Below are 22,666 nucleotides of genomic sequence, written 5' to 3' on the forward strand. Positions count from 1 at the left end.
CTCATTTCTTTATTTTTTCTTTTTATTTCTAACTTCTGTATACATCTTTTTGTTTTTTGCTATTAGTTTCTTCAACTGAGAATTAGGAACATCAGGATAAACTCTTCTAAGCTCCTTAATATCTCTTGCTATTAAATCACGTGCATTGCGGAATCCTTTAGTATTTCTTGATACTATCCCTCTCTCTCCTTTAACTCTATGACCCACCTTCGGAACATTAATAGAGGGTCCATTTTTTTCACTATAATTTTTAACTAATTTTTTCATTACAGCTTTTTGACCAACATGGTGAGCATCTAACCCCTTGGCGCCTCTAATTTGGCTATACCCCCCCACTCTATATTTTTGTGTTCTAGCTTTATTTAATACTTTGCTCTTAACTTTGACGGTTCGATTTTGCTTAAGAGACTTAGCATAATACTTCTTATGCTTTAATCCCTTCGCACCTTTTGAAATCGCTTTTACGCCATACTTCGCCATTCCGCCGCCTGGAACAAAATTCAATCCAATCATTCCTACGGCACTAGCCTTATGGTACCACTTGGATTTCGGACTACGAAGCGTCCGGATATCGTCCCCGAGCGCGAAATTATAACCTTTCTTGGCGTACTTCTTCGTGGATTTCCACCCTTTTTGCATCCATTTCGGCGCATGGCCGTCCGGATCGATGTTATTGACCGGATCTGCATCGGCATACAAGTAGCGGTTCAAGGATGTTGGCTCATCTTCTTCTCCCAGATATTCATCCTGAACGATAAAGCGGCCAATGGATGGATCATAATCCCGCCATCCCATTAAATAAAGATTAGTGTCTTTATCATAATGGACACCGTATTTTCCGACATAGCGATAAGGGTTGGCATCCGCCAATTCCTGATTTCCAGTAATGGCAATCACATTACCCCATTCATCGTAATCGTAGGCAGCAGCCACCGTTCCGGCTGAATCGGTTAATGCAATCACGTCGCCACGTGCGTTAAATTGATAGTAATAGACAATCTCATTATACCGCATACTCAACAGATTGCCGTCTCCATCTCGATAGAAGTTGGATACACTCTGCGGTACACCCCCGGTTTCCTTCGTGATGGAGAAAATTTCGCCGTTCGTATCCCGGTGATAATGGAAATGTGAATGCTCCAGCAGTTTGGTTTTCGATAGCCGGTTGCCGTCGTGATCATACTCGTATAGGAGATCCTCTATGACTTTTCCGTTAACCGTCTTCTTCACCGTGATCAGCTGGTCGTCGTTATTATAGCCATAATCGATGACGGTTGTGTTGCTACCTTCGGTTATTGTTTTCTTCGTCAAGGCACCCGCTGCATTGTAATCAAACTTGGTGGTGCTGAACAGGACCCCCGTCGTCTCATTAAAGAGCTTATGCTCCAATAAGCGATTGCCCGTGGTATATACATAAGTTTCCTTCGTTTTCTGGGTCGTCAGGTTCTCGATTTTGGTGACGTTCGAGTTGCCGTCGTACGTGTACTTGTACTTTTTGCCGTTGGCGTCGACCGTTTCCAGGTTCCCAATTGGATTGTACGTATACTTCTTGATTTTGGTTCCTTGGGTGATCTGCGTCACTTGTTCCGTCGCGGAGTATTGGTATGCCAAATCAATGATCAGGCTATTGCTCTTATTCGTCGCTTTGAGGGTCTTTATTTTAGATTCCCCACTGTACGTCAAAGCGGTGGTAACTCCAGGTGCTATCACTTTGGAAATCGAGTCATCCACCAAGTACTCGTACTTGTACGAATCGAAGTTGGGAGTGGTGATTTCTTTGACCCGTTCATTGGCATCGTAATAGACAACCGTATCCCCAAGGAAATTCGTGAGCGTCTCGGTTTCCTCTTTATCATTGAACTGGTTAATCGTTTCGGTGCCGGTGTGCGAGATCGATTCCTTAATCAATCGGTTGTTGGCATCGTATTGATAAATGGTCGTACTGTCAAAGAATCCGTCGCCATCCGGGTCGTACTGAACCGGCACGACAATCGTCTCGTCGTAGATCCACGACTTCAAGACGTTGTCATTTTCGTCATAGTACTTGCGGGTTTCGGTCTTTTTCCCGTCGGCAACGCCTGTCTCTTTGACAAGTCGGCCAAGTTCATCGTATTTCAAGGTGACTTCGTGCGTCTGTGCGGGCTTGCTGCCTTCGGTGCTTGTAATCAGTTTCCCGGTGACTTGCCCCAAGTCGTCATAGGTATATTGTGTGACCGTAAGAACAGCTTCATTGTTTTGGTTTTTCGAAGCCGTCGTTTCTTTCTTCAGCTGCCCTTCCTGGTCGTATTCCCAGTCGGTGACTGTACCCGTTGCGTCTTCCGACTTTGTTTTATCGCCGGCCGCATTATAGGTATAGGTGATTTTCTTGCCTTCTGCATCTGTCACAGACAACAATTGGCCATTGGCGTCGTGCACTTCCGTATTGGTGCCCAAAGCGTCTAATGTGACAGCTAAATTCCCTTCACCATCAATCAGCGTCCAGATTTCTACCGGCGCGTCGGCTGACTCTTTCATATACATGACTTCATTGTTCTTGTCATAACGGTATTCGCTGGTGACGCCGGTTCCGCTAAGTGTCTTTTTCTCATTTCCAACGGCATCGAATTCTGTGGTCTGAACGATGGTGGCTTGATTTCCAGAAGCATCTGTGTAGGATACCAGCTGATTTACCTCATCGTAATTGTAGTAGGTGGTCCCTTTTTTATATAAAGTATTGGTGACCGTATCGTATGCCCAATCTTCATCTCTCGTTTTATTAGAGTTGGCATCGTAAAACGATTTTCGCTGGTTCTTCAGTGGATCCGTTGTAGCTTCTAAGCGGCCTAGCGAATCGTATTGGTTGCTTGTGATGTGGCCACTTCCATCTTTTTCAGCGGTTTGCTGGCCCAGCATGTTGTATTGGAACACTTCCGTTTTGGTGACGAATTCTTCCGGTTGTGCATACTGCCCCTCGTAATTGACTTTGGTGACTTTCGGATGGACAATGAGCGTGTTTCGGTTGTTTTCATCATAGGCATACTCTGTTTTTTGCCCAAGCGGGTTAGTGACCGATGTCAGGTTTCCATTAAAATCATACGCGTTAATTGTCTTCTTCCCGAGTCGATCCAATTCTTCAAGTAACTTACGGTCTGCATCGTACCTGAATTCGGCTCTTTGACCGAGTGCATTAATGGAAGCCTTTCGATTCCCCGCTGCATCGTATTCATACGTCGTGGTGTTCCCGTAAGGGTCAACTTCCGTAAGCAAGTCAAGACCATTCGGCGTATAGGTAAACGATTGCTTTGCATTCGCCTCTTCCAGCCATGCTTGATCCACGGTGACGCTGCCCCCGCTTAACTGGGTGTGGATGTTCCAGGAAACGTAGGCTGCACCAGCCGGCACATCGCTCGCAACGTTTAGAATCGCCCAATCTTTCGTGCCTGTGACAGCTGTCGATACTTTGCTGCTGATTTTGTTTTTTTGTGCATCATAGAAGTGAAGGACGCCGGTGACGCCGGTTCCTACTGCTGCTTCGGCTTTCACCCACACAAGACCTCGTATCGGAAGTTGTCCTTTTTTGATTGGGAGATATTCGCTTTCTAACGAACTGGTGCCCTGCAGTGTGATGGCTCTTTTTCCACTGTATTTCGTCGTAAGATTTTCCGACCAACTGCCCGTCGTTTTCCAACTTGCTAACGCCGTAGAAGTTCCTTCTTCGAAACTATAGTTTGGAAGATGCTCATAAAGCGGACCACGTTCTTTTGTGGCAGTCAACAGGTTACCGTACGCGTCATACGTTGAGTGGACAGAAAATCCGTCGCTATCCGTGGATTTTGTCTGGTTTCCTCTTGTATCATAATCATAGAGCGTCTGTCTGCCTAAAGCGTCTGTTTCTTTTGCCAACAGACTGGTGTTCGGCTTGTATTCATATGTTTTCTTAGGCGTAATGATTTGCTTGTCAATGGCGGTGGTAAAGGCCGGATCCGTTTCGGATGTGACATTGCCGAATCCATCATACGTAAAGCTGCGTTTTCGGCCTTTTTCGTCCACACTTTCGAGCAGCAAATTATTCTCATACACAAAGGTTTGGGTAACTGCAAACCCTTGCGCATCTTCGACTAGCTTCGTCACGTTTCCGCTCGCATTGACGGTAACCAGAGCTTCTTGTGTCGAGTTCTCCCCGCTGATACTGTAGTGAATTTCTCCCTTGTCCAATGCATAGTTGAAATTTTCTACTACCGTTACAGGTGCTGCAAGTTCACCGCTTTGAGCGATTCTTGGGCTATGCTTGCTGTGAACCTGAACCAATCTCTCCCCGTTATAAAAGTAGTTGATCGGGTTGCCATTCGGGTCGGTATATTGTTTTAACTTCCCAGTCTGGTCGTAATCATAAAGCACCGTACGGTAAACGGCATCTGAACTGTTCACGTATTCGACTTTTGTTAGGCGCTCGTTCGTATAGGAATAGACAATTTTGTTGCCACTGTAAAGCTCGATGTTCGCGAGGTTTCCGCTTGTGTTGTAGACAAGCGAAATGGAACGACCGACATCATCTTTAAGGGAAGTCAATTTGTCGCCTGTGTATTGATAAGTCAGCTTGTTGCTGTTCTTATCCGCTACAGCCAGCAGCTTTCCGGAAGTCCCATAGGTTTCCGAGACACCACTGTCATCAAGTTCTAGAATGGTAACTTCACCAGTGCTGTTTTTGGTGACTTTTTTATATATGCCAGCGGGATGCTGGTATGTCCCGTCCGTCTTCTTCACAAAGAGGTGCTGAGAACCATCCCCTTCGGTCAGAAGGATGTCGCCATTCTCGCTTTCTTTAACATGCGATTCAAAACTTAATCTCCAGCCTTGTCCCAATAAATTGGCGTTCTTATCTTGTGCATTATAGGTACGCTCAATCGTCGGATCGAGGCCTCTTCCATCGAGGCTTGCATCCACTAGTTGCAAAATTAAGTTTCCGTTCGAGTAATTCACATTGCTTTCACCAAAGCCAGAAGTGACCGCTTGTGACCCCCAGAAACTTTCCATCCCTAGCCTGTTGTCCGGCTGATCAACCCAGACGTTACGGGAGTCGTAAGTCGTGTTCCCAGCTAAGTCGGTAACCGCCAACTGAAGCGTATAAAGGCCGGTAGGCAATTCCTTAGTATCCCACGCTGCCATCTCCGCATTTTGAGTTGCGGTAGTCCCATTGAATATCTGCGTGAATTCAGTTGGGGCGGAACCAGTACCATAAGAAACCGTATAGGACTGCAAATCTTCATCCGACGCTGTTCCAATAACCGAAACAGTCCCCTGCAGGTATTCCAGTGGATCCGGTTTAGTCAGTGCGGCTGTTGGATAGGAAGTATCGAGTTTGATGGACGCGGTGGCTGGTGCCGACTCGTTTCCTGTTGCGTCTTTGTAGACGACCGAGACTTGTTTATCGCCGTTTCCAGCAGACAATGTCCACGGCTTCGTTTGGGTAAATGCTTCATAAGCAGAAAAAGCAGCTGTTTCGTTTTGCAATTTCTGTTGAAGTGTTCCTTCTGCATTATCCGTCGCGTTCAGCGTAAGAGCTACATTCGGTGAATTGGTGAAGATTTGTCCGTTATTGATCAGAATGTTCCCTTTGGGCGGGGTCGTATCCTGGACTATGACACTTTTTGTAAGCGTATCGCCATAAAACCCGACTCCAACTTTTAGCATTCGCCAGCTTGTCGGGAATGTCCCGAGATTCTTTCCTGCATTGAAACTCACGTTGAATGTCTTTGTTTGTCCGGTTCCGATGGAATCAGTAGGTGCAAGAGCTAGGCGGGTATCTTGGGTAAAACGCTCATTTTCTGCAATTGCTCCAAACATGATATTCTTGTCAGCTGTCCAAGTCTCCAAACCTTCATTTTTAACTGTAAATTGAACGTTATAAGTTCCGTTTGCCTCCATAGGGCTAGGGATTGAAGAAGTGACTAAGCTCGCATCTAATGCCAGTCGCGGAGTTCCGGTTGCAGTATCGGAAACCGGAGAAACGTTTCCATTTCCGTCTACAGCTTTGACATAAACATAGTATGGGATTCTTGGATTCAGTGCCGTCGGATGCTTGTAGGAAGTGGTTGTGACTTCAACACCGTTAGCGACATCGGTCTTCCCGGCTGCCGTTCCGATATAAACGAGGTACTTTGAGACGCCCGTAATGCTGTCAGAAGATGAATTCCACGAGAAGGTGAAATTCGTATTGTGAGAATTTGTAACAGACGGTTTTCCCGGCTTGGTCGGCAGTGTTTGGTCAGGAATGGTTGGCGTAAATTGACTGGATTGTGAAGTCGTTCCATAAGCGTTATAAGCTTTAACTCTGAACCAATAATTCATACGGTCTGAATAAGTGCCGCCAGACTTTTGGTAGACAGGACGTGGGTCATCAGAGAATTCACCCCCGCTTCCATCTTTTCTTAATGTATAAATTCCGCTATTAACTTGGGAGGCCGTTGGCCATAATTTTTTGCCCTTCGTTGTCCATGAAGTTGTATTTCCTACATCAATTTCTTCATAACTCTTCCCGTTGAAAATGAGAACTTTATAGCCAGTAGCTCCTGCTAATTGATTCCAGGATAAATTTACATACCCTGATCCACTGCCAGTTCCATTGCCATAGGCTGTACCCGTTGGTGCTCCAGGGAGACCGGAGTAGGTAACTTCTAAAACGGGCTTGCTAGCAGCAGCATCAGCAGAATTAAATTTTCGGTATGTTCCAAGGCTGCCTTCTGAAGTAGAACGCAGCATTATTCCATAATTCGCCACACCCGAATACCATTGATCCACTAAGCTAGTTAAGTCCAACGCCAGCCATCCAGCTGTTGTTGAGTTAGCAGCTACACTTCCATAAGCTTTCGTAGCATCAGCACTTGGTTGTGTATTCCAAGTCAAGTTATTATAATTCCAAGCACTCGTCACTCGGTTAGCATATACATTTGTATTAATAGGATCATAGCCATTGCTAGTCTTGTACAATTTTAGATTTGCGCTGATTAGCAATCCACCATTTAAATTTGGCAGACTTTGTGTAAAATCCATATAACTTCTTGTCGTGCTGGTTGAACTGGTATAGCCTGTTCTTAATTCAGGAGAATTGTAGTAATTTAGAGTTGGATACCCTTTCATGACATAAGTATCCAGTGTATTAGTCTGGCTTCCGCCTAGACTAACCGTAGGATCTACAATTATCGGGAAAACTCTTTCAGGATCTTCAAGGTACTTCTTATCTATTATTAATTTGATAGCTTGTTTATTGTTATCAGTTTTAATAAGTTCATAATGAAGTTCATCGGAAAACACACCCGCCGCATCTTCCATGTACGGTGGTGTCATAACCCATATCTCTTCACCCTTTTTGTTTTCAAAGGAAATGGCTTGATCTTTCTGAACAGCAGTAAGTGAACCGGAAATAGTAAATAAATACTCATTAGGTGTATTCGGTGCTTTTAAAATAATATCTTCTTTTAAACCTTCTGGTTGCATGGTATAGCGCAGGTCTACATCTTTTATTATCTCTTCGTAGGTAATTTTCGACTCCTCTTTTAGTATGGTGCCCTCTTTAGAAATGTTTTCAAGTACAAAACCTAATTTTTCCTTTCCAAAATCAATAGTAACGATTTCTTTATTCTTTATTTTTTCTGCAAATTTAACGCTAAACTTATTCTCTATGGTTTTATATTTAAAAAGCTCCTTATCTGGGTCTTTATTGTCGATAATTTTGTTTTTAATAGGTTTGAGTTTGCCATCTTCTTTGTAATGAACGGGACCAGTGTAAATTTCCGAAGTATAGGTCATGTTACTGTTTTTGAAAGTAACTTCGTTTTCTTTACGCAGCTCTTTTATTTCTTCAACCTTTTCTACATTATGTAACATTACTTCATCAGAGGTGATTTTTTTAGGTTTTCCGTGTTTTATTTCTTCTTCCTCTTTGTGTTCGTTTGTTCCGTGAGCCTGGGTTAATTGCACTTGTTGCCAGGGAAAAGATGAAAACATCAGTAATAAAACTATTAATAAAATTGCAAACCTCTTAAATATACTGTTCGAAATTAACAAGTTGAATCCCCCTAAAATTATGTTTGTAAGAAAAAACACCCATATTATTTACATATTAATGAATTTTTCCCCTTTAATATTTTTATTTATTTTTAAAAATTATACATGTGCCATATTAACTGTTTATTAAAAATATTAAAGACACAAAGCCGATTTTTTTCAACCTCTCGTATTTTTTGGGTGTAAGTATTTTTTGCCAAATCATTGCTTTACAGACGAAGAAAGAAAGAAGTTCAACTCTTATTCAAATCAAGTGGATAAAAAAAAAGAAACCTCCTAATGGTGGTTTCTTGCCCAGGGTACTGCTGATTTGTATATACCTTAAAGATGAAAGCCACGCTCACACTTTTAGCGGTACCCATTCGAATTTGAACGTTAAAAAAGAGGACAGATTCACCGTCCCTCTTAGTCTGTCTATGAATGCATTTTTTATCTCCCGAGAAAACGGGAGTTGCTGTTCTCGGTTTTTGCCAAAGGCTACACTGCAACCTTTGGATTTGTACCAAAACGATTGATACCCGTTTCGCTGTCTTGAACTGTAAAGACCAATAAGACAATCCAACCAATAATCGGAATCAATGAAATCAGTATCCACCAGCCGCTTTTCCCTGTATCATGCAAACGCCGGAACGTAACCGAAAGACTCGGTACGATAAGTAGAAGAGAGAATAAAGTGCTTAAAATGCCAACATCTTCAGCTAGTTCCAATCCGGCGAATGCGTCAACCATCGTTAATACAAGGCTGAGCAAAGCTGCAATCAACATGAACATCCAATATTCTTTTCGTCGTGAACGATCGGAGAAGTTGAATGCTTTCTTCATTACTGTTACAAACCATTTCATTTTGTAGCGCCTCCTTTCCTTCTGAATATAAAACTAAAATTAGTATAGCTTCATACATTCATTATGTATAGCTATCATTTGTAATAATTTGTTAGTACATAGGATGTATTTTACTAAATTATTTATTGAAACAAATCTTTAGTACTTGGACCGTTTGTAACTTTACACTTACATGAATAAAAAAGAAGAAACCTATTGCTAAGTGACTTCCGATAACCTCTTGATATGTAAACTAGTAAATGGAGAATTTTAGAATTTCTGTAATTTGATTTCACGAGTACGCGTATATGTTATGATGATTCCAAATCTTTATTCTAAGGAGATACATAAAATGGATTTGATTATCATTACGCTTGTCACTAGTATTATATTGATTTATATTTCTTGGATGTTTAGTAAGAAAAACTCTTCATTTCAATATGCCGTGCCCTTAATAGTGGCTATTTTAAGTATTATAACCATCGCTCTAAGCTTCATAGTCGGAAGATGGTCTGGAATGGGAATGGGTGTTATTGGCCTTACCTTCCTTATTGCTTCGATTATTGCTTTAGTAGTTACTTCCTTTTTGAGCTTCAGAGAAATTAATTAAACTTTTTTAAAACAGAGAAAGGTCTGGCATATTCATAATAGCCAGGCTTTTTTAGTCCTAAAATTTTTACGCTTTTGGTGTAAAGTATTAACGTCGGTTTATTTTTCAGTTCACATATAGTTATGTCTCTTTCTTGTCTTAAAAATAAAAGCGTTCGTAAAAGTACACTTTTACGAACGGTGCTCTTTAGTAGTTATTATTTGTTAAACCAAAAGGCAAACGAAAAAAATTAGTCGTCTGCCTTTTGACTTGCTGCAATATAACGTTCAGCTTCTTCTTTTAGCCAATAGGGATGCCCGCTGATCACCAGCGTTTCTTTTGGCAATTTCCCTCTTTTTCGGTGCATGTGGATTTTTTTTGAATTCATGTTAAAGCCATGAGCGTTCATCAGTTCGGCAAACGCTGTTTGATTTAAGAGATCTGCGGAATCCTTAATCATTAGCGGTTTTTGTTTTTTAGTCAGATACGTATCCTCGTAAAAATAGGTTTGGAGTTGGTCAAGTGCGAACGGAATCCATTCCGGGTCCACTTCTCTAAACAATTGATTGAGATCGAAGGCTTCATTAAATTCGAAAAATCGGGCAAGGCTGACCATCGCCTTTTCATGTTGCGTTAATTTGGATGCGTCAGTTATTTTTTCATTTTCAAAAATATAATCTTCAAGATTTGGGAAGTTGTCAAAAATATTGGTGGTAGCTTTTTTCATCTTGTTCCCTCCTGTTGTTGAATGATTCAACATTATTTTCTTTACTATATCAAGTTTTGTTGAATGATTCAACAAAAACTACCTTTTCTGCTTTGAAGGATGTTCGGCCACCCGGAAGAAGTCATCTTTCGGGTGGCCGCGTTTTTTAAACAATTTCTGCAGTTGTTAAAGATGAGACTTTCGCGAAAAGTAAAAGGGGGGAAATCCCCCTTTTAATCTTATATGATTCCTTTTTCCCTTAAGGAAATTCCGTCTTTGTGGCTGACAATAAGGGAATCAAGCAATTCAATGCCGATGATGGCGCCGGCTTCCTCAAGGCGTTTTGTAACAGAGATGTCTTCGGGTGAGTGCTGACAATCTCCGGATGGGTGGTTATGGGCAACGATGATGCTGGCGGAATTGTTCAGGATGGCTGATTTGAACACTTCTCTCGGATGGACAATACTGGCGTTGATACTGCCGGTATGGCAACGGTGAACGGCTGTAATTTCATTTTTGATGTTCAGGCAAAGGACTAAAAAGATTTCCCGGTCTTCGTCACCGATGAGGGCTTTCGTAAAATTGATGGCATCGGAAGCAGAATGAATCCGGTTCGGCATCATGTTCCGGTACGTTTCCTCGACTTCTTTGATTTCCTGTTTGATTCGGGTCACTTCGATAAGGGTTTCAAGTTTCATTTTTATCGCTCTCCTTTTGTTTTGGTCCGCCGGGCGGTCAATGTCCCAAAAGGGATTATTTTTTGCCTTTTGGTGAGTAGGACGGACCCATTCCATAGCCGACCAGTCAAGGGTCCCAGCGCAAAAAGTTTTTCAGCGCAGCAAGATCTGAAAAAGTTTTTCGCCCCTTGACTGATGTTTTGCTCTTCAGTCGGCTCCTGTCTTGGCCTGAAACAGGGGTAGGGCGTAAGCCAAGGAATCTGCCGCTGTTTCAGGCTTAGACAGGCTGGGAATGGTACGCTCCGGTGGCCAAAAGCAAAACATATAAAAATGGCAGCCATTTGGCTGCCTTCTGCTTGTCTGTTTCAGGGTTTCCGGCTCGTTCCCTCGTAAAGAAAAGAACAGGAATCTAGGGGCTGTAAACAGAGTTGTACAGCCCCTGATTATCGGTCTTTTTTAGAGGGAAGCGACACGTTAGGGATCCTGGCAAAGCGTCGTGTGCTTTGTTAGGAGAACGCGTGCCATCCGGCATCGAATGGGGTTTCTTTATTAAACGTTTACCATTTTGCGTACATTTTACTGAGTTGTCTTGCGGGCCGCGTTTTATTGAGGTAATTGGTTCTCACCAATTTATGTAAGGGATCCATGGGTCTGCTTTGGATGACTTGGGTAACAACCTTCGCGTCGATCGGCAATAATTTTTCCTGTGCACGTTCCGCATTCAATTGTTCCGTGACTTTCTGAATGCTTCCCGTGAAGGCGTACAGCTGAATAATCTGTTCCTGCAGGCTTACAGCTTGATAAGTTTCGGCTAAAAAAACGTACTCCTGTAAGAATTCGATTTCCTTTTTTGCCTTGCTGACGGTCGGTAAACGTTTCATGCGAATCTCCATTCCACCAAAATATGGCTTTTTTTCTAAGTATAGCCGAACGGATTCAAAAGTAGTATAAAAAGTTTTGAATATTCTTTCAAATAAAAAAACAAGAAACGAAGTGTTTACCCTTCATTTCTTGCTTCTTTCGGTCATTTATCGTTCCAATTCATTCTCTTTGTCTTTGGATTTTTCGGCTGATTGTAGCTGCTTGAAAGCCGAAGCCACTTCTTTTGTTTGGGAATGGGTCGGATTCATTCCTTCAATGTGCTGCTGCAGGTCGTCTTTCGACTGGATCCGCGGATTTTTTACCAATTGCCAACCGATCGTCACGCCGTGCTGGGTTTCCGCTTTCAAATTCTTCTGTTTGAGCACGGAACCGAGGCGTTCGTTCAAGTGCTTGTTGTTCAGTTTTTGCAGGTGCTGCGTGTCTTTGTGCTGCGTCTTGCTTAGGAACCGGTCGGTATTCAATGACTGGGCAAGTGCGGTTTTTTGGATGAATTGCTCTCCTTCTGCCTTTTTTGTGAAGATGCGCTGCGTGCTTTCGCCGCCTTCCAGCGTCACGGCGTATTTGCCATCCTCGATCTTCGTCACTTTCAGGAAGTCTTCGGCTTTCTGGTATTCCCTCACGAGCTCGCCTTTGTTCTCCAGTACATTCAAAATCCGATACCGTTCATCTACATCCTGAAGAGAAACAATCCGGTTTGTGTTGGTCCGGAAGAAAAATTGATTGTCCCGTTCATTTTGTTCGGCAGTAGCATAGATCACCAGTCCATTTTTGGCATCCAGCAGCTGCAACGTCGGACGGTCATCGAGTGAAATGGCGTGCTTGCTTTCGATTTCCTTTTTTGTCTGTTCCGGATCGATGGATTGATAGAAGTCCTGTATTTTCTCGCTCTGCAGGGAGTTGAGCTGCTCAATGGTTTCCCGGGAGACGGTCTGCACTTCATGAATGGCTTGTTTGGCCAAATTTAAATCCTGTGCCCACGTGGCAATGTAGCCGGTGGACGAAAGGTCCGTATCAAACCCGTAATACTGGGACACGATATACGCTGTGCATTCGGCCTGTGCTTCGCGGTGGCCTCTTGGCAGGTCTTTCAACTCGTTTTCCCGGTGGTGCAGCTGGCTGTGGGCATATTCATGAATCAACACACGGAATTTCTGTTCCGCAGTCGTGGAAACCGCCGTATTGATGACAATGTCATCGGTCTGCCGATTGTAATAACCGCCGTAGGTATCCATCGGATGGGCTTCTTCCTGGATGTTCAGGGAAATCTGGTCATTCTGGTTGATCCGGTCAATAAACCGGTCATACAGTTCCGTCAATGACTCCGATGACTGCAGGTCCTTTTGGATGAAATCACGGACATTCGGAATCTCTTTGCCGTTGGTCTGCGAGACATCAAACACTTTCCCGACCATGAATCCGGTGATGCTCTGTTTGACTTCAGACTCGGGGTCGCCGTTCTTGTCGCGCAACACTTCGCCGGTTTGTTCATTGATTTTCTGCACTTCCACCTTCTTGAAGGATGGAACGAGAATGTCGATGCTCTTTTCCCCTTTGTTGACATGGCGTCCGAGCGTCTGCCATTGCTTGAAACCGCGCACCATCGTGGCTTCCGGCTTTTGGGAGGCAATCATCAGGACGTTATTGAAGGAATACTGGTGGCCGCTGGCCATGACATCGAGCATGTCCTGGAACCGGTCATTGTTGAACAGCTCTTCCAGATTCTTTTCGAGCCGCGTGTTGATTTCTGTCAGGTCCAGTTTAGTCGACATAGTCAATCACATCCTTTCTGATGTACCAGGCCTCGTACAGGGGTTCCATTTGTCCGGGAATCCGGACCGGGGTGTAACAGGTGATGGCGTAGTCCTGGATATCTTCTTCAAGATCCAGCACACCTTCATACGTGAGCGCCTCAAACGGCACGGGATCATAGAAACTCAAGATCCGCTTATCACTTGCGATGATGTCGCTGATGGTCACAAGCATCCGTGTTCCTCCCTTTCTGCTTATAAAAGCGTCCGTAGATCGATTTCTTCTTTTTCTTTCAAGCGCTCGTCAATCGTTGGTTCATTTTCAGGCGCGGACTCAGAATCTGGAAGGTCTTCCAGTTCCTCTTCCTCGTAACTCAGATCGAACAGATCCGATTGATTGATTTCTTCTTCAATCACGCGCGTGGTGGTTCCCCCTGAAGCCAAGGCCACGGGTTCTTCGGCTTCAGCCGGTTCGTTTTCAGGAACAGGCCACTGAACGGCCGGTTTTGCATCCGTTTCCGGTTCAGGCTGCGCCGCTTGGTACTTCTCCACATAATCCCCGAAGACTTCCGACTGCCACGCTTTTTGCAGCTTCATCGGATGAAGCCCGCTGACAAACAGGTAACAGTCCTCTCGGGAAATGCTCGACAGGTCGCCTTCCGGAATGAGGGAGCGTTTGACGTACTGTTCCGACTGACTTTGGCTGGCACTGGATTTGCCGCTTAGGAAGCCGCCGCTTTGGCTCGATGAGCCGGTCTGCACTTTGGCGGTCGTTTCACCGGCAAGCTGGGAGAAGTACTTGATGGTTTCCATGTCCTTGCTGCGAAGGAACAGCAGCGTATCATGGTTGGACAGGATCGACCGGGCCATTTCCTTGCCGTAGATGGATTCGATCTGGCCATTGTCCTGTACAATCGTATTCATGGATAGCCCGAGACCCCGGCACGTGGCCAATACTCGGCCGTATTTTTCAATTTTGCCGATATTCGCGAATTCATCCAGCAAAAAGATGGTCGGGATCTTCAGTTTGCCTTTGTTTTCATCGGCCATCTTGTAGAACTGGGCGATCAATTGATCGAAGAATACCGACGTGAGCGCGGTGAACGGGTTCTCATCCATCGGCAGCTTCACGTACAGCACACTTTTCTGTTCCTGAAACGCCCGGAAGTTGAAATCGCTCGTCCGGGTCATTTCGCTGGTTTTCTTCAAGGTGAAAATGCTGACCTGCGAAGCGAAGGAAGAGGTCACACTGGCGCGCGTATTGCCGCCGAGCGTCGTCAATCCTTTTAGCAACTGGTAAGCCGGATGGCCGGTTCCGAGCTCTTCGTCCACCCATTCCCGGAAACGGTCTTCATCCGGGGCCACTTTTTCATTGAAGGCATCCAGCACATCCTGCATGCTGGCGTTCGGAATTTCGGTTTTGCAGTAGACGATGAGTCCCGCAAGCATCTTCTGTGCCCGTTCCATAAAGAAGTCTTCTTTTCCGTCTTTGGTGGAATTTTTCGCAATCGTGACGGACACGCTTTGCGCGTCCTGATCATCCAGGACGTAATCCAGTAAGTTGTAGCGATCCTGTTTGAAGTTGATGAAATCGATCTGGTAGACCCGGTAGCCCTGATCGCGCTTGATGGCTGCGGTCTGGTCGAACAATTCGCCTTTCGGGTCGGTGACGATTAACGTTTCTTCCTTATTGTTTAACAGATTTGGGATAACGTAAGATTGTCCTTTCCCACTCCCGCTGGAACCGACGATGTAGACATTGCGGTTGTCGATGGCGGTCGTTCGCGGAATGATGAGCGCTTGTTTTTTATCGGGCACCCGGCCGACAATCAAGCCGTTTTCCAATGATCCCAGCGTCTTTTCGGGATTGCCCTTGTGATATTTGTTCTGTTTGGAGAAGTGCTTGCCGTCGATCACTTCGGCCGGCTGCGTAAAGCGGGCCGAACCGTGGACACCGAAATCATGGGCATCTTCGTATTTGTGTTCGAACAAGTTCATTTTGGAGAGGAACCAGCCGAAGAAGACAACGGACAAGATCGCCACCAACAGCTGCGACTGCCGGTCTGCTTCATTCAGTAGGAAACCGGTGGTGCCACTGACATCCAGCAGCAAGCCGTTCAACGATTCCTTTTCAGCAATAAACCGGAGCACACCGGTCAGAGTGTAGCCGACGACTAAGGACAGCAGGAACGTGACCCCTATTTTCACCCCGGCCCCTTTCCGTAACGTTTTTTTCGCCATGATGCTCACGCCTTTCATTCTTTTTTACTTACATGTCAATTTCGAGTCCCAGGTAACGCCGCATGCGCGTGTTCCGGCCTTTTCGGTTCATCTTGGTGGTTTGCTGCGGCTCTTTCTGGTAATTGTTCGGGTGGGCCGCTTGCCGCATCAATTGATCCAGCAGTTCGGAACTTGCGCGGCCGTTCGGGAACTGAACGAGTGGCTGCTGCTTGTCGTCCAGTCCTTGATAGAACCGGCTGTTTTGCTGGTTTTTATATTGCTCAAAGGCCGCCCCGCGTTTGTCCTGTTCGGTTTGCGCGTGCTTCAGGCACTCTTTCAACGCCGGCGCTTTGTGGTGCTTCGCTTTTTCCGTGTAATGCTTCAAGAAATCCGTTTTCATTTCCAGCGGCAGTGCCTGTACCTGCTGCAGCAATTTCTCTTTTGCTTCCGGGAACGTCTGCCGAATCAATTCATCCATTTGCTTGTCCATATGTGCGGCTTTTTCCTGGTAACGGCCGATCAATTGCTGGGCGGTATTGAGTTTGATGGACGTCCGGTAAATGGTATCCAAGTCTTTTCCGTCGTGCAGCAGCTTCTCTTTTTCAGTTCCCAGTTTATTGCGCATCTGCGATTGAATCCGGATTTGTTCGCTCGCTTTTTCGGCATGGTCACAGGCTTTTTGAAGTTCATGCAGCTGCAAGTGATGATCCATGTCTTCCATCCCTGGAACGTGTTCCCACTGCTCATTCCGGATTGCTTCCAAGACAGTTGCTTTAAAGTCGGCCGTCCGGTCATTCGTCTGGAAGCGATCATCGATTTCCGCATAGAGTTCCTGGAATGCATTATGAACAATTAGGCTTTGCACCCGGTAAGCGCGTTCCGCATGGGCCGTGACGGTTTCATTGGTTTTCGCCGATTTGGCCGTTTCCTGTTCCAGTTTTTCAAAACGATCCAGCCGTTCACCGAAGAGTGACGGGAATGTCGGCAGCGAGAATCCTTGCGCTTTTAATGCTTGGGCATCGCGTTTAGCGTTCGCTTGGTGGGATGCCGTCAAGATGGCATGGGTAACGGCTGCTTCGGTCTGTTTGGGTTCAAGCGATCGCTCTTCCCATCGGTAAAGGCCTTCCAGTTGTTTGTGCACGTTTTGGAAGGTCGGTGCTTCTTTCAGGCGTCCTTCCATGAACCGCAGGCTCTTCTGGTAATCGGCGTCCAATTGTCCGGTAACTTCGACGGTATGCCGGTGCAGAACGGCTTGGACATCCAACGGTTTCTGCTTGTCCGAAAGAAAGGAAATTTGTTGGTTCAGCTGCTTGATCTCTGCATTTGTTTTGCGGATTTCCTGATTCAATTGGTGGTAGAACGTCTTCGCTTCAAGGCCCTTGGCTTCCATCCGTTTGACGTATTGGTATTCGTTCCGGTCCAGCCGAACTTCTGCAATCCGGTCCAGTCCCTGTTCTTCAAATGAGAGCGCGGAAACTTCCTTGTTGATGCCATGCTCCTTGAAGGATTGATTGATGGCTTCTGCGTAATTCATGCGCCATTTTACGAGGGTTTCGCGTTCGTTCCAGTCCGTAGAAGGAACGGTTTGAAACACTTTTTTTCCGTCCTCTGTCCGGAGAATGTCACCCTTTTCATCGTACTCATACTGACGCATTTTCTTCTGTCCCCAGCTGCCATCTTCATTGAACGGACGAACCGTCAGCAAAATATGGGCATGGGGATTATGTAGTTTGTCGCGGTGAATCGAGACGTCTGCCACCATCCCCTCGTCCACGAATTCTTCCTGGACGAACGACTGGACCAACTCGTGCTGCTGCTTATCCGACAGCTCAACCGGCAGGGCAACCAATACCTCGCGGGCCAGTTGCGCGTTCCACGCTTTTTCCACTTTCTCGACTTCGTTCCATAGCTTTTCACGGTCGAGTGTCCAGTCGGGCGCATGATCCGGCTTCAGGAGAAAAGAGACCGGAGCCACTTCGCGCCGTTTGAAACTTTTCATTTCCTCGTCGCGTTCGGAATACAGGTCTTCCCCACTCCGATAACTGGCACTGGCCACGGCTGATTGGGATTTCTTGCTGATAATGTTGGCTTGCAGACGGAAGTAGCTCACGTTCTCTCACCTCTTTTTTTACAGGCTCTTTTATCTTAAAACATCCGAAGGCGACAAAGAAAGGCCGAAGGCGCTTTCCCCAGGCACCACGAAGTGGTGTATAACTGGGCACTCTCCCTTTGGGTTCGGACTTATTGTAGCACAAATTTTCCCTTTTCTCTAGAATTTATTAAGATATATGTTAATATATTTAAATATAAGATAAAAAAGGAGTGAAGACCATGGCAAACAATATTGAAAAGATCACAAGCATCGAAGAGCAGATCGCCAAACTGAAAGAAAAGCAAAAAATGATCGAACAGCAAATGCACAAGAACATCGGCCAGGAAGTGCTCAAGGCATGGAATGTGGAATCGGAACAGGAAGCCATTGAATGGATTCAAAAGCTCGCGGTTCAAGTAAACCGAAAAGAAGACGGGAATGAAACGCGGGATCACCATGAGCAGCAGTCGTGATCATTTGGATCAGACCAAGGAACTGAAACAGCGGATTACAGAAATGAAAAGAAAGAAGAACCGGCTTCAAAATGAAGCCAAACGGAGAGCCAGCTGGGAACAGCGAAAAGCGCGGACCAAACGCTTAATCGAGACCGGTGCGCTGGCCGAAAAATATTTTGGACTGGAACAGCTGTCCGTGGCCGAACGGGAGAAAGTCTTCCAGACTTTCTCGGCATTTGTAAAAGGCAATATGAAAAAGGGCTGAGAAATCATTCTCAGCCCTTTTGGTTTGGATGATCGTGTTCAGCAAGCGGAATCAACTTCCACTTTTCTGTCGTGTGCAGCGTTAAAAAATCGAGTTGGTTTTGAGCTTCCTCTTTCGTGTGGAAAACAGTTTCCTGTTCTTCATCACTCAGAACTACACCATTCGTTGATCGGATAAGATACGCCATAACCTACCTCCCACTTCGTTATAGAAACAAAATAAGTCACGCTTAACCAAACAAGTAAGAGTAAAGTTGACTTTCTACTTTAGCAAATATCTACCTAACTAAAGTAGAAATATCTACCTGTGCAAGGTAGATGTTTGTTAAGTTATATAATTTCGATACTACTCGTCCTGTTCGTTAAAAAACTCAGTCATATAATCAAACTGTTTTTGCTGGCGATCAGTCAATTCATTCTTAGTATAATACTCAACAAGTTCAGAAATAATAGCGTATGTTTTATTTTCATCCATGAACTTACCAAGTACGCCAATTTGAATATGCAGGTCATGCGGAACTTTAATTGACTTTACGTTATTATTTTTTCCCACTACGGATTTTACTTTACGAGGTGCTTTTGTTTTTGTTTCGGGAACAGGAATTGTCGATTTTTTTTCTGGTAATATAGCACGTGGTTCAGTTTTCTCTTCGTTAACTACTGGATTGTTTGCTGGCTGTGAAAAGTTTTGTTTCTCATTGGTGAATTTGAAGTCGTTTTGACTGCTAATAACTACAGGTCTAGGTCTTTCAAGAGTGCTTGATTTCGTCTTCTTCTTAATCAAGGGTCCCTTCTTTGAACTCTCAGACATGAACGCTTTCCTCCTCAAACCTTGCAAGTTTTTCTTCAATTTCATCTACTACATCTAAGAACGTTTGATGTGCTTTACGGTCGTGATGATCTTCATTTTTAATCCCTGTCATATCCCACGCTTTTAAGCGCTCTAAATGCTTTATGACATTTTTGAAGACATTGTCTTCACCGAAAAGCTCGGTTGCTCGTTCGACCGTACTCTGATCCACACGTCCACCAGCTCTTAAAAGAACTGGTAAAACCCCAAGAACTTGAATGTCTGCTTCATATTCATCTGCCATAAACTGCAGGTATGACACGTAAGTTTCTGCACCTTCAAGGGAAAGTTCTTGGGCCTGCAAAATAATTAGAACATAATCGGAAGCCATCATAGCATTGTCAGAGTAATCGCTTATGGTTGGTGGTACATCGATGAAAATATAATCATAATTTGCTTTTAAAGGTTCGAGCAAAGTTTTTAAAAGAGTAATTTGTTCCAAATCGTTTTGGAAGGTTTGATAGAGAAACTTCGAAAAGTTTTTAAACGAAACTGCGGCCGGGATAAGATCAAGATGTTCTGTCACTTTCACAACGACGTCTTGAAGATTCCCCTCTTTGAAACCATCAAAGATTGTTTTGTTTATTTCTTCTATCCCTGCGGAACGGGCAATTAAAGTGCTAGCATTCCCTTGTGGGTCCATATCGACCAAGAGAACCTTTTTCTTATGTACATTTGCATATTCCCAACTGGTCATTACAGAGACTTTGGTTTTTCCAACGCCGCCTTTAAAGTTGCCTACTACAATTGTTTTGGCTGCCATCAATATTCCTCCTAGAATTTTTTGTTAATTACAAACTTCTACCTAACAAACTTCTACTTCTGTATATTTCTGATAATAACACAAGTAGAAGTTTGTGAGAATAATAAATAAAATGTAACACAATTGTAATATTTGGTCTTTTAACTATACATAGGTAGAAAAGTAGAAATATCTACCTGTGCGAGAATGCGAATTATTCTAACGTAAGTAGAAAAGTGGAAATATCTACTTTTGCGAGAAAGAGAATGATTCTAACAAAAGTAGAAAAGTAGAAATATCTACTTCTGCGAGAAAGAGAATGATTCTAACAAAAGTAGAAAAGTAGAAATATCTACCTCTGCGAGAAAGTAAATCATTCCAACAAAAGTAGAAAAGTAGAAATATCTACTTTTGCGAGAAAGAAAATCATTCTAACAAAAGTAGAAATATCTACTTTTGTTATTTAAATAAAAAATAAGAGTACTGATTTCTGCTGTTAAACCAGCTTTCAGTAAATAATTTAATTCTAAAATTCAAAAATTATAATTGCACAGGTAGATAAGTAGAAATATCTACTTTTGCGAGAAATATATTCATTCTAACAAAGGTGGAAAAGTGGAAATATCTACTTATGCGAGAATGATAATGACTTTAACAAAAGTAGAAAAGTAGAAATATCTACCTCTGCGAGAAAGAGAATTAAAATAACAAAAGTAGAAAAGTGGAAATATCTACTTATGCGAGGAAGAACTTCCTTCCAACAAAAGTAGAAAAGTAGAAATATCTACCTGTGCGAGAAAGAGTGTCATTCTCGCACAGGTAGAAAAGTGGAAATATCTACTTCTGTCACCTCGAAAACCTTGATTTACCGCTATTTACACAGCATTCCCCATGCTTTAGCTTAAAGAATATAGAGAACTTAGAAGAGTTGGCATAAGACGGGGAGGGGATGCTTTGTGGTAAATATGAGTAATATATTTGATCTGGTGCTTCACGAAGGTATTAATACATATAAGACAAAAAACTCAAAGGCAGCTTTCCCCAAAGTCGTAAAAGATAAAAAAAATTTTCAAAAACATAAGAAAGGTGCCATCTGTGTGACCCGAGCCAAGGAAGATCTAGCGACACCGTTCGGTGTCAAAGGGTATGTGATTACCTCAAAGGAAACCCTCTTGGAGGATTGTCTTGAACTTTCTCACTGGAATCCTAATGTACTGAACTACTTAAGGTATTCGGATAAAACCAGGCGGTTCGTCAAGGGACATGAAGAAAGCAACCTACAGCAAATCAATACCTTTGTGGTGGATATCGACACGAAAAAGCAGTCGTATACGGAAATCCTGACGGCTGCACTGGATCACAGTATCGGCATCCCAACGCTTGTTCTGGAGTCACCAAAAGGCTTTCAAGCCTATTTTGTTCTTGAGAAACCTCTCTTCATCAGCAACCAGAACGACTTCCGCGGACTGAAAGTGGCCAAACGCATCTCAGAGAACATCAAACGCAGCCTCGCCGGAGTTTTGCAGGGAGTCGATATCTCCTGCAATGACTTCGGTTTTTTTCGGATTCCGAACGAAGACAACGTGCGCTGGTTCTCTGAAGAAATGGTCTACGACTTCGGCAGCTTGATCGCATGGTCCAAACGCCAGGACGATGATCGGGGCAGGGGGCTTTTTGTGCTGCCTTCCCAAAAAGAAGCGCTGGATCCAACGCAGTCCGAATGGTTTCAGGAACTCTTGGCCACGCGTCACGTAAAAGGGGGCGAAGGGCAGATCGGCCGGGACAACCTGATGTTCACACTTGCTCTGGCTTGCTACAGTGCCGGAAAGGGGCAGGATGAAACGCTCGATCTTCTGGATGAATACAACTCGTCCCTGGCTGTGCCTATACGGCACAGCGAAGTTCGGAAAATCGTCAAGAGCGCCTATAAAGGCCGGTTCAAGGGCGCGCATAAGGAATACATCCAGCAGCTGTTGGAAGCATGGGGCACCGGCAAGGAAATCGCGATCCACAATCCGATGGGCGGCTGGTACAAGCACAAGAAAGACCGGGAAGACCGCGTCCGCAGTCATTACAGCGAATGGGAAGAAGATGTGCTCGCCTTTATCGAAAAAGCCGCGAGCATCGATCAGCCCATCAAATGGTCCACGCAGACAGCTTTGTGCGAAGAGATCGGGATTCCCCGCAGTACGTTCAATGAAGTCATCCGGAAATCCAAACACATCTTGGTCAAACGAAAAGGAAAAGGCCGGGCAGCGCAGACAGGATTGACCTCGATTGCGATGCTTCTTCAGTGTGCGCTCAGTTGCCAGCAGCAACACCGCACGGTGTACATCGAAGCAATCCGGCTCTTTGCAACTGAGCCAGCCAATCAGCTTGTTCTGCGAGAACTGGACTACCAAGTGGAACGCCATGTGGCAGGCCCTTATGCTGCCACCATAAATGGTAAAAATTTCAATTCCAGTTAATTGTCCAGTCTGCCAATACATATCTGTATACAGGGGTTCGTTTTTTCCCCTGCTTATCGATTGTGTATCCATCCATCTCTTTTATCTTGTTTTGGGGAATAAAAAAAG

The 22,666-nt window shown here is 44.4% G+C and carries 16 protein-coding genes; 4 read left to right on the forward strand and 12 right to left on the reverse strand.

Annotated elements, in window-relative coordinates:
- Positions 1-9 precede the first annotated feature (9 nt).
- Together DP120_RS17240 and DP120_RS17245 are read right to left on the reverse strand one after the other, a co-directional pair.
- Complete coding sequence (locus tag DP120_RS17240) at positions 10-7,863, reverse strand: DNRLRE domain-containing protein (RefSeq protein WP_165843827.1); 7,854 nt, start codon at positions 7,861-7,863, stop codon at positions 10-12.
- Between the two features lie 657 nt (positions 7,864-8,520).
- Positions 8,521-8,886 carry a DUF805 domain-containing protein gene (locus DP120_RS17245; RefSeq protein WP_112224875.1) on the reverse strand — a complete coding sequence of 122 codons (366 nt, stop codon included), beginning with the start codon at positions 8,884-8,886 and terminating at the stop codon, positions 8,521-8,523.
- A 331-nt stretch (positions 8,887-9,217) separates the two neighbouring features.
- Between DP120_RS17245 and DP120_RS17250 the strand changes: the two genes are divergently transcribed.
- The gene (locus tag DP120_RS17250) at positions 9,218-9,475 is read left to right on the forward strand and encodes a YesK family protein (protein ID WP_165843828.1); all 258 of its coding nucleotides are present in this window, start codon (positions 9,218-9,220) and stop codon (positions 9,473-9,475) included.
- Positions 9,476-9,704: 229 nt separating this feature from the next.
- Here the strand turns inward: DP120_RS17250 and DP120_RS17255 are convergent, their stop codons facing one another.
- The 7 genes from DP120_RS17255 to mobQ form a co-directional block, all read right to left on the reverse strand.
- Positions 9,705-10,181: a hypothetical protein gene (locus tag DP120_RS17255; protein WP_112224877.1), complete on the reverse strand. Its 477-nt coding sequence runs from the start codon at positions 10,179-10,181 to the stop codon at positions 9,705-9,707.
- A 218-nt stretch (positions 10,182-10,399) separates the two neighbouring features.
- Complete coding sequence (locus DP120_RS17260) at positions 10,400-10,858, reverse strand: JAB domain-containing protein (protein WP_112224878.1); 459 nt, start codon at positions 10,856-10,858, stop codon at positions 10,400-10,402.
- A gap of 536 nt (positions 10,859-11,394) precedes the next feature.
- The gene (locus DP120_RS17270; RefSeq protein ID WP_165843829.1) at positions 11,395-11,730 is read right to left on the reverse strand and encodes a hypothetical protein; all 336 of its coding nucleotides are present in this window, start codon (positions 11,728-11,730) and stop codon (positions 11,395-11,397) included.
- 135 nt (positions 11,731-11,865) lie between these two features.
- Positions 11,866-13,488, reverse strand: coding sequence for an ArdC-like ssDNA-binding domain-containing protein (locus DP120_RS17275; protein ID WP_112224881.1), 1,623 nt, complete (start codon positions 13,486-13,488; stop codon positions 11,866-11,868).
- On the reverse strand, positions 13,478-13,702 hold the full coding sequence (locus tag DP120_RS17280) for a hypothetical protein (protein ID WP_112224882.1): 225 nt from the start codon (positions 13,700-13,702) through the stop codon (positions 13,478-13,480). Before DP120_RS17280 ends, DP120_RS17275 begins: the two co-directional genes overlap by 11 nt.
- Before the next feature lie 20 nt (positions 13,703-13,722).
- Complete coding sequence (locus tag DP120_RS17285; RefSeq protein ID WP_240612028.1) at positions 13,723-15,708, reverse strand: VirD4-like conjugal transfer protein, CD1115 family; 1,986 nt, start codon at positions 15,706-15,708, stop codon at positions 13,723-13,725.
- Between the two features lie 28 nt (positions 15,709-15,736).
- Positions 15,737-17,797 carry a MobQ family relaxase gene (mobQ, locus tag DP120_RS17290; protein ID WP_112224883.1) on the reverse strand — a complete coding sequence of 687 codons (2,061 nt, stop codon included), beginning with the start codon at positions 17,795-17,797 and terminating at the stop codon, positions 15,737-15,739.
- A gap of 221 nt (positions 17,798-18,018) precedes the next feature.
- Between mobQ and DP120_RS17295 the strand changes: the two genes are divergently transcribed.
- Positions 18,019-18,252, forward strand: a complete 234-nt coding sequence (locus DP120_RS17295; RefSeq protein ID WP_112224884.1) for a hypothetical protein — start codon at positions 18,019-18,021, stop codon at positions 18,250-18,252.
- Positions 18,236-18,499, forward strand: a complete 264-nt coding sequence (locus DP120_RS17300) for a hypothetical protein (protein WP_112224885.1) — start codon at positions 18,236-18,238, stop codon at positions 18,497-18,499. The genes DP120_RS17295 and DP120_RS17300 overlap by 17 nt, the downstream gene beginning before the upstream one ends.
- Positions 18,500-18,509: 10 nt before the next feature.
- Here the strand turns inward: DP120_RS17300 and DP120_RS18555 are convergent, their stop codons facing one another.
- The 3 genes from DP120_RS18555 to DP120_RS17310 all read right to left on the reverse strand — a co-directional run bounded on the left by DP120_RS18555 (position 18,510) and on the right by DP120_RS17310 (position 20,111).
- Positions 18,510-18,686: a hypothetical protein gene (locus DP120_RS18555; RefSeq protein WP_165843830.1), complete on the reverse strand. Its 177-nt coding sequence runs from the start codon at positions 18,684-18,686 to the stop codon at positions 18,510-18,512.
- A 158-nt stretch (positions 18,687-18,844) separates the two neighbouring features.
- Complete coding sequence (locus DP120_RS17305) at positions 18,845-19,309, reverse strand: hypothetical protein (RefSeq protein ID WP_112224886.1); 465 nt, start codon at positions 19,307-19,309, stop codon at positions 18,845-18,847.
- Complete coding sequence (locus DP120_RS17310; RefSeq protein ID WP_112224887.1) at positions 19,302-20,111, reverse strand: ParA family protein; 810 nt, start codon at positions 20,109-20,111, stop codon at positions 19,302-19,304. The genes DP120_RS17305 and DP120_RS17310 overlap by 8 nt, the downstream gene beginning before the upstream one ends.
- Positions 20,112-21,187: 1,076 nt before the next feature.
- On the opposite strand from DP120_RS17310, the gene DP120_RS17315 reads away from it, so the two are divergent.
- On the forward strand, positions 21,188-22,558 hold the full coding sequence (locus DP120_RS17315) for a primase C-terminal domain-containing protein (RefSeq protein WP_165843831.1): 1,371 nt from the start codon (positions 21,188-21,190) through the stop codon (positions 22,556-22,558).
- Positions 22,559-22,666 lie beyond the last annotated feature (108 nt).

The organism is Planococcus halotolerans, assembly GCF_003289955.1.
GTDB lineage: Bacteria > Bacillota > Bacilli > Bacillales_A > Planococcaceae > Planococcus > Planococcus halotolerans.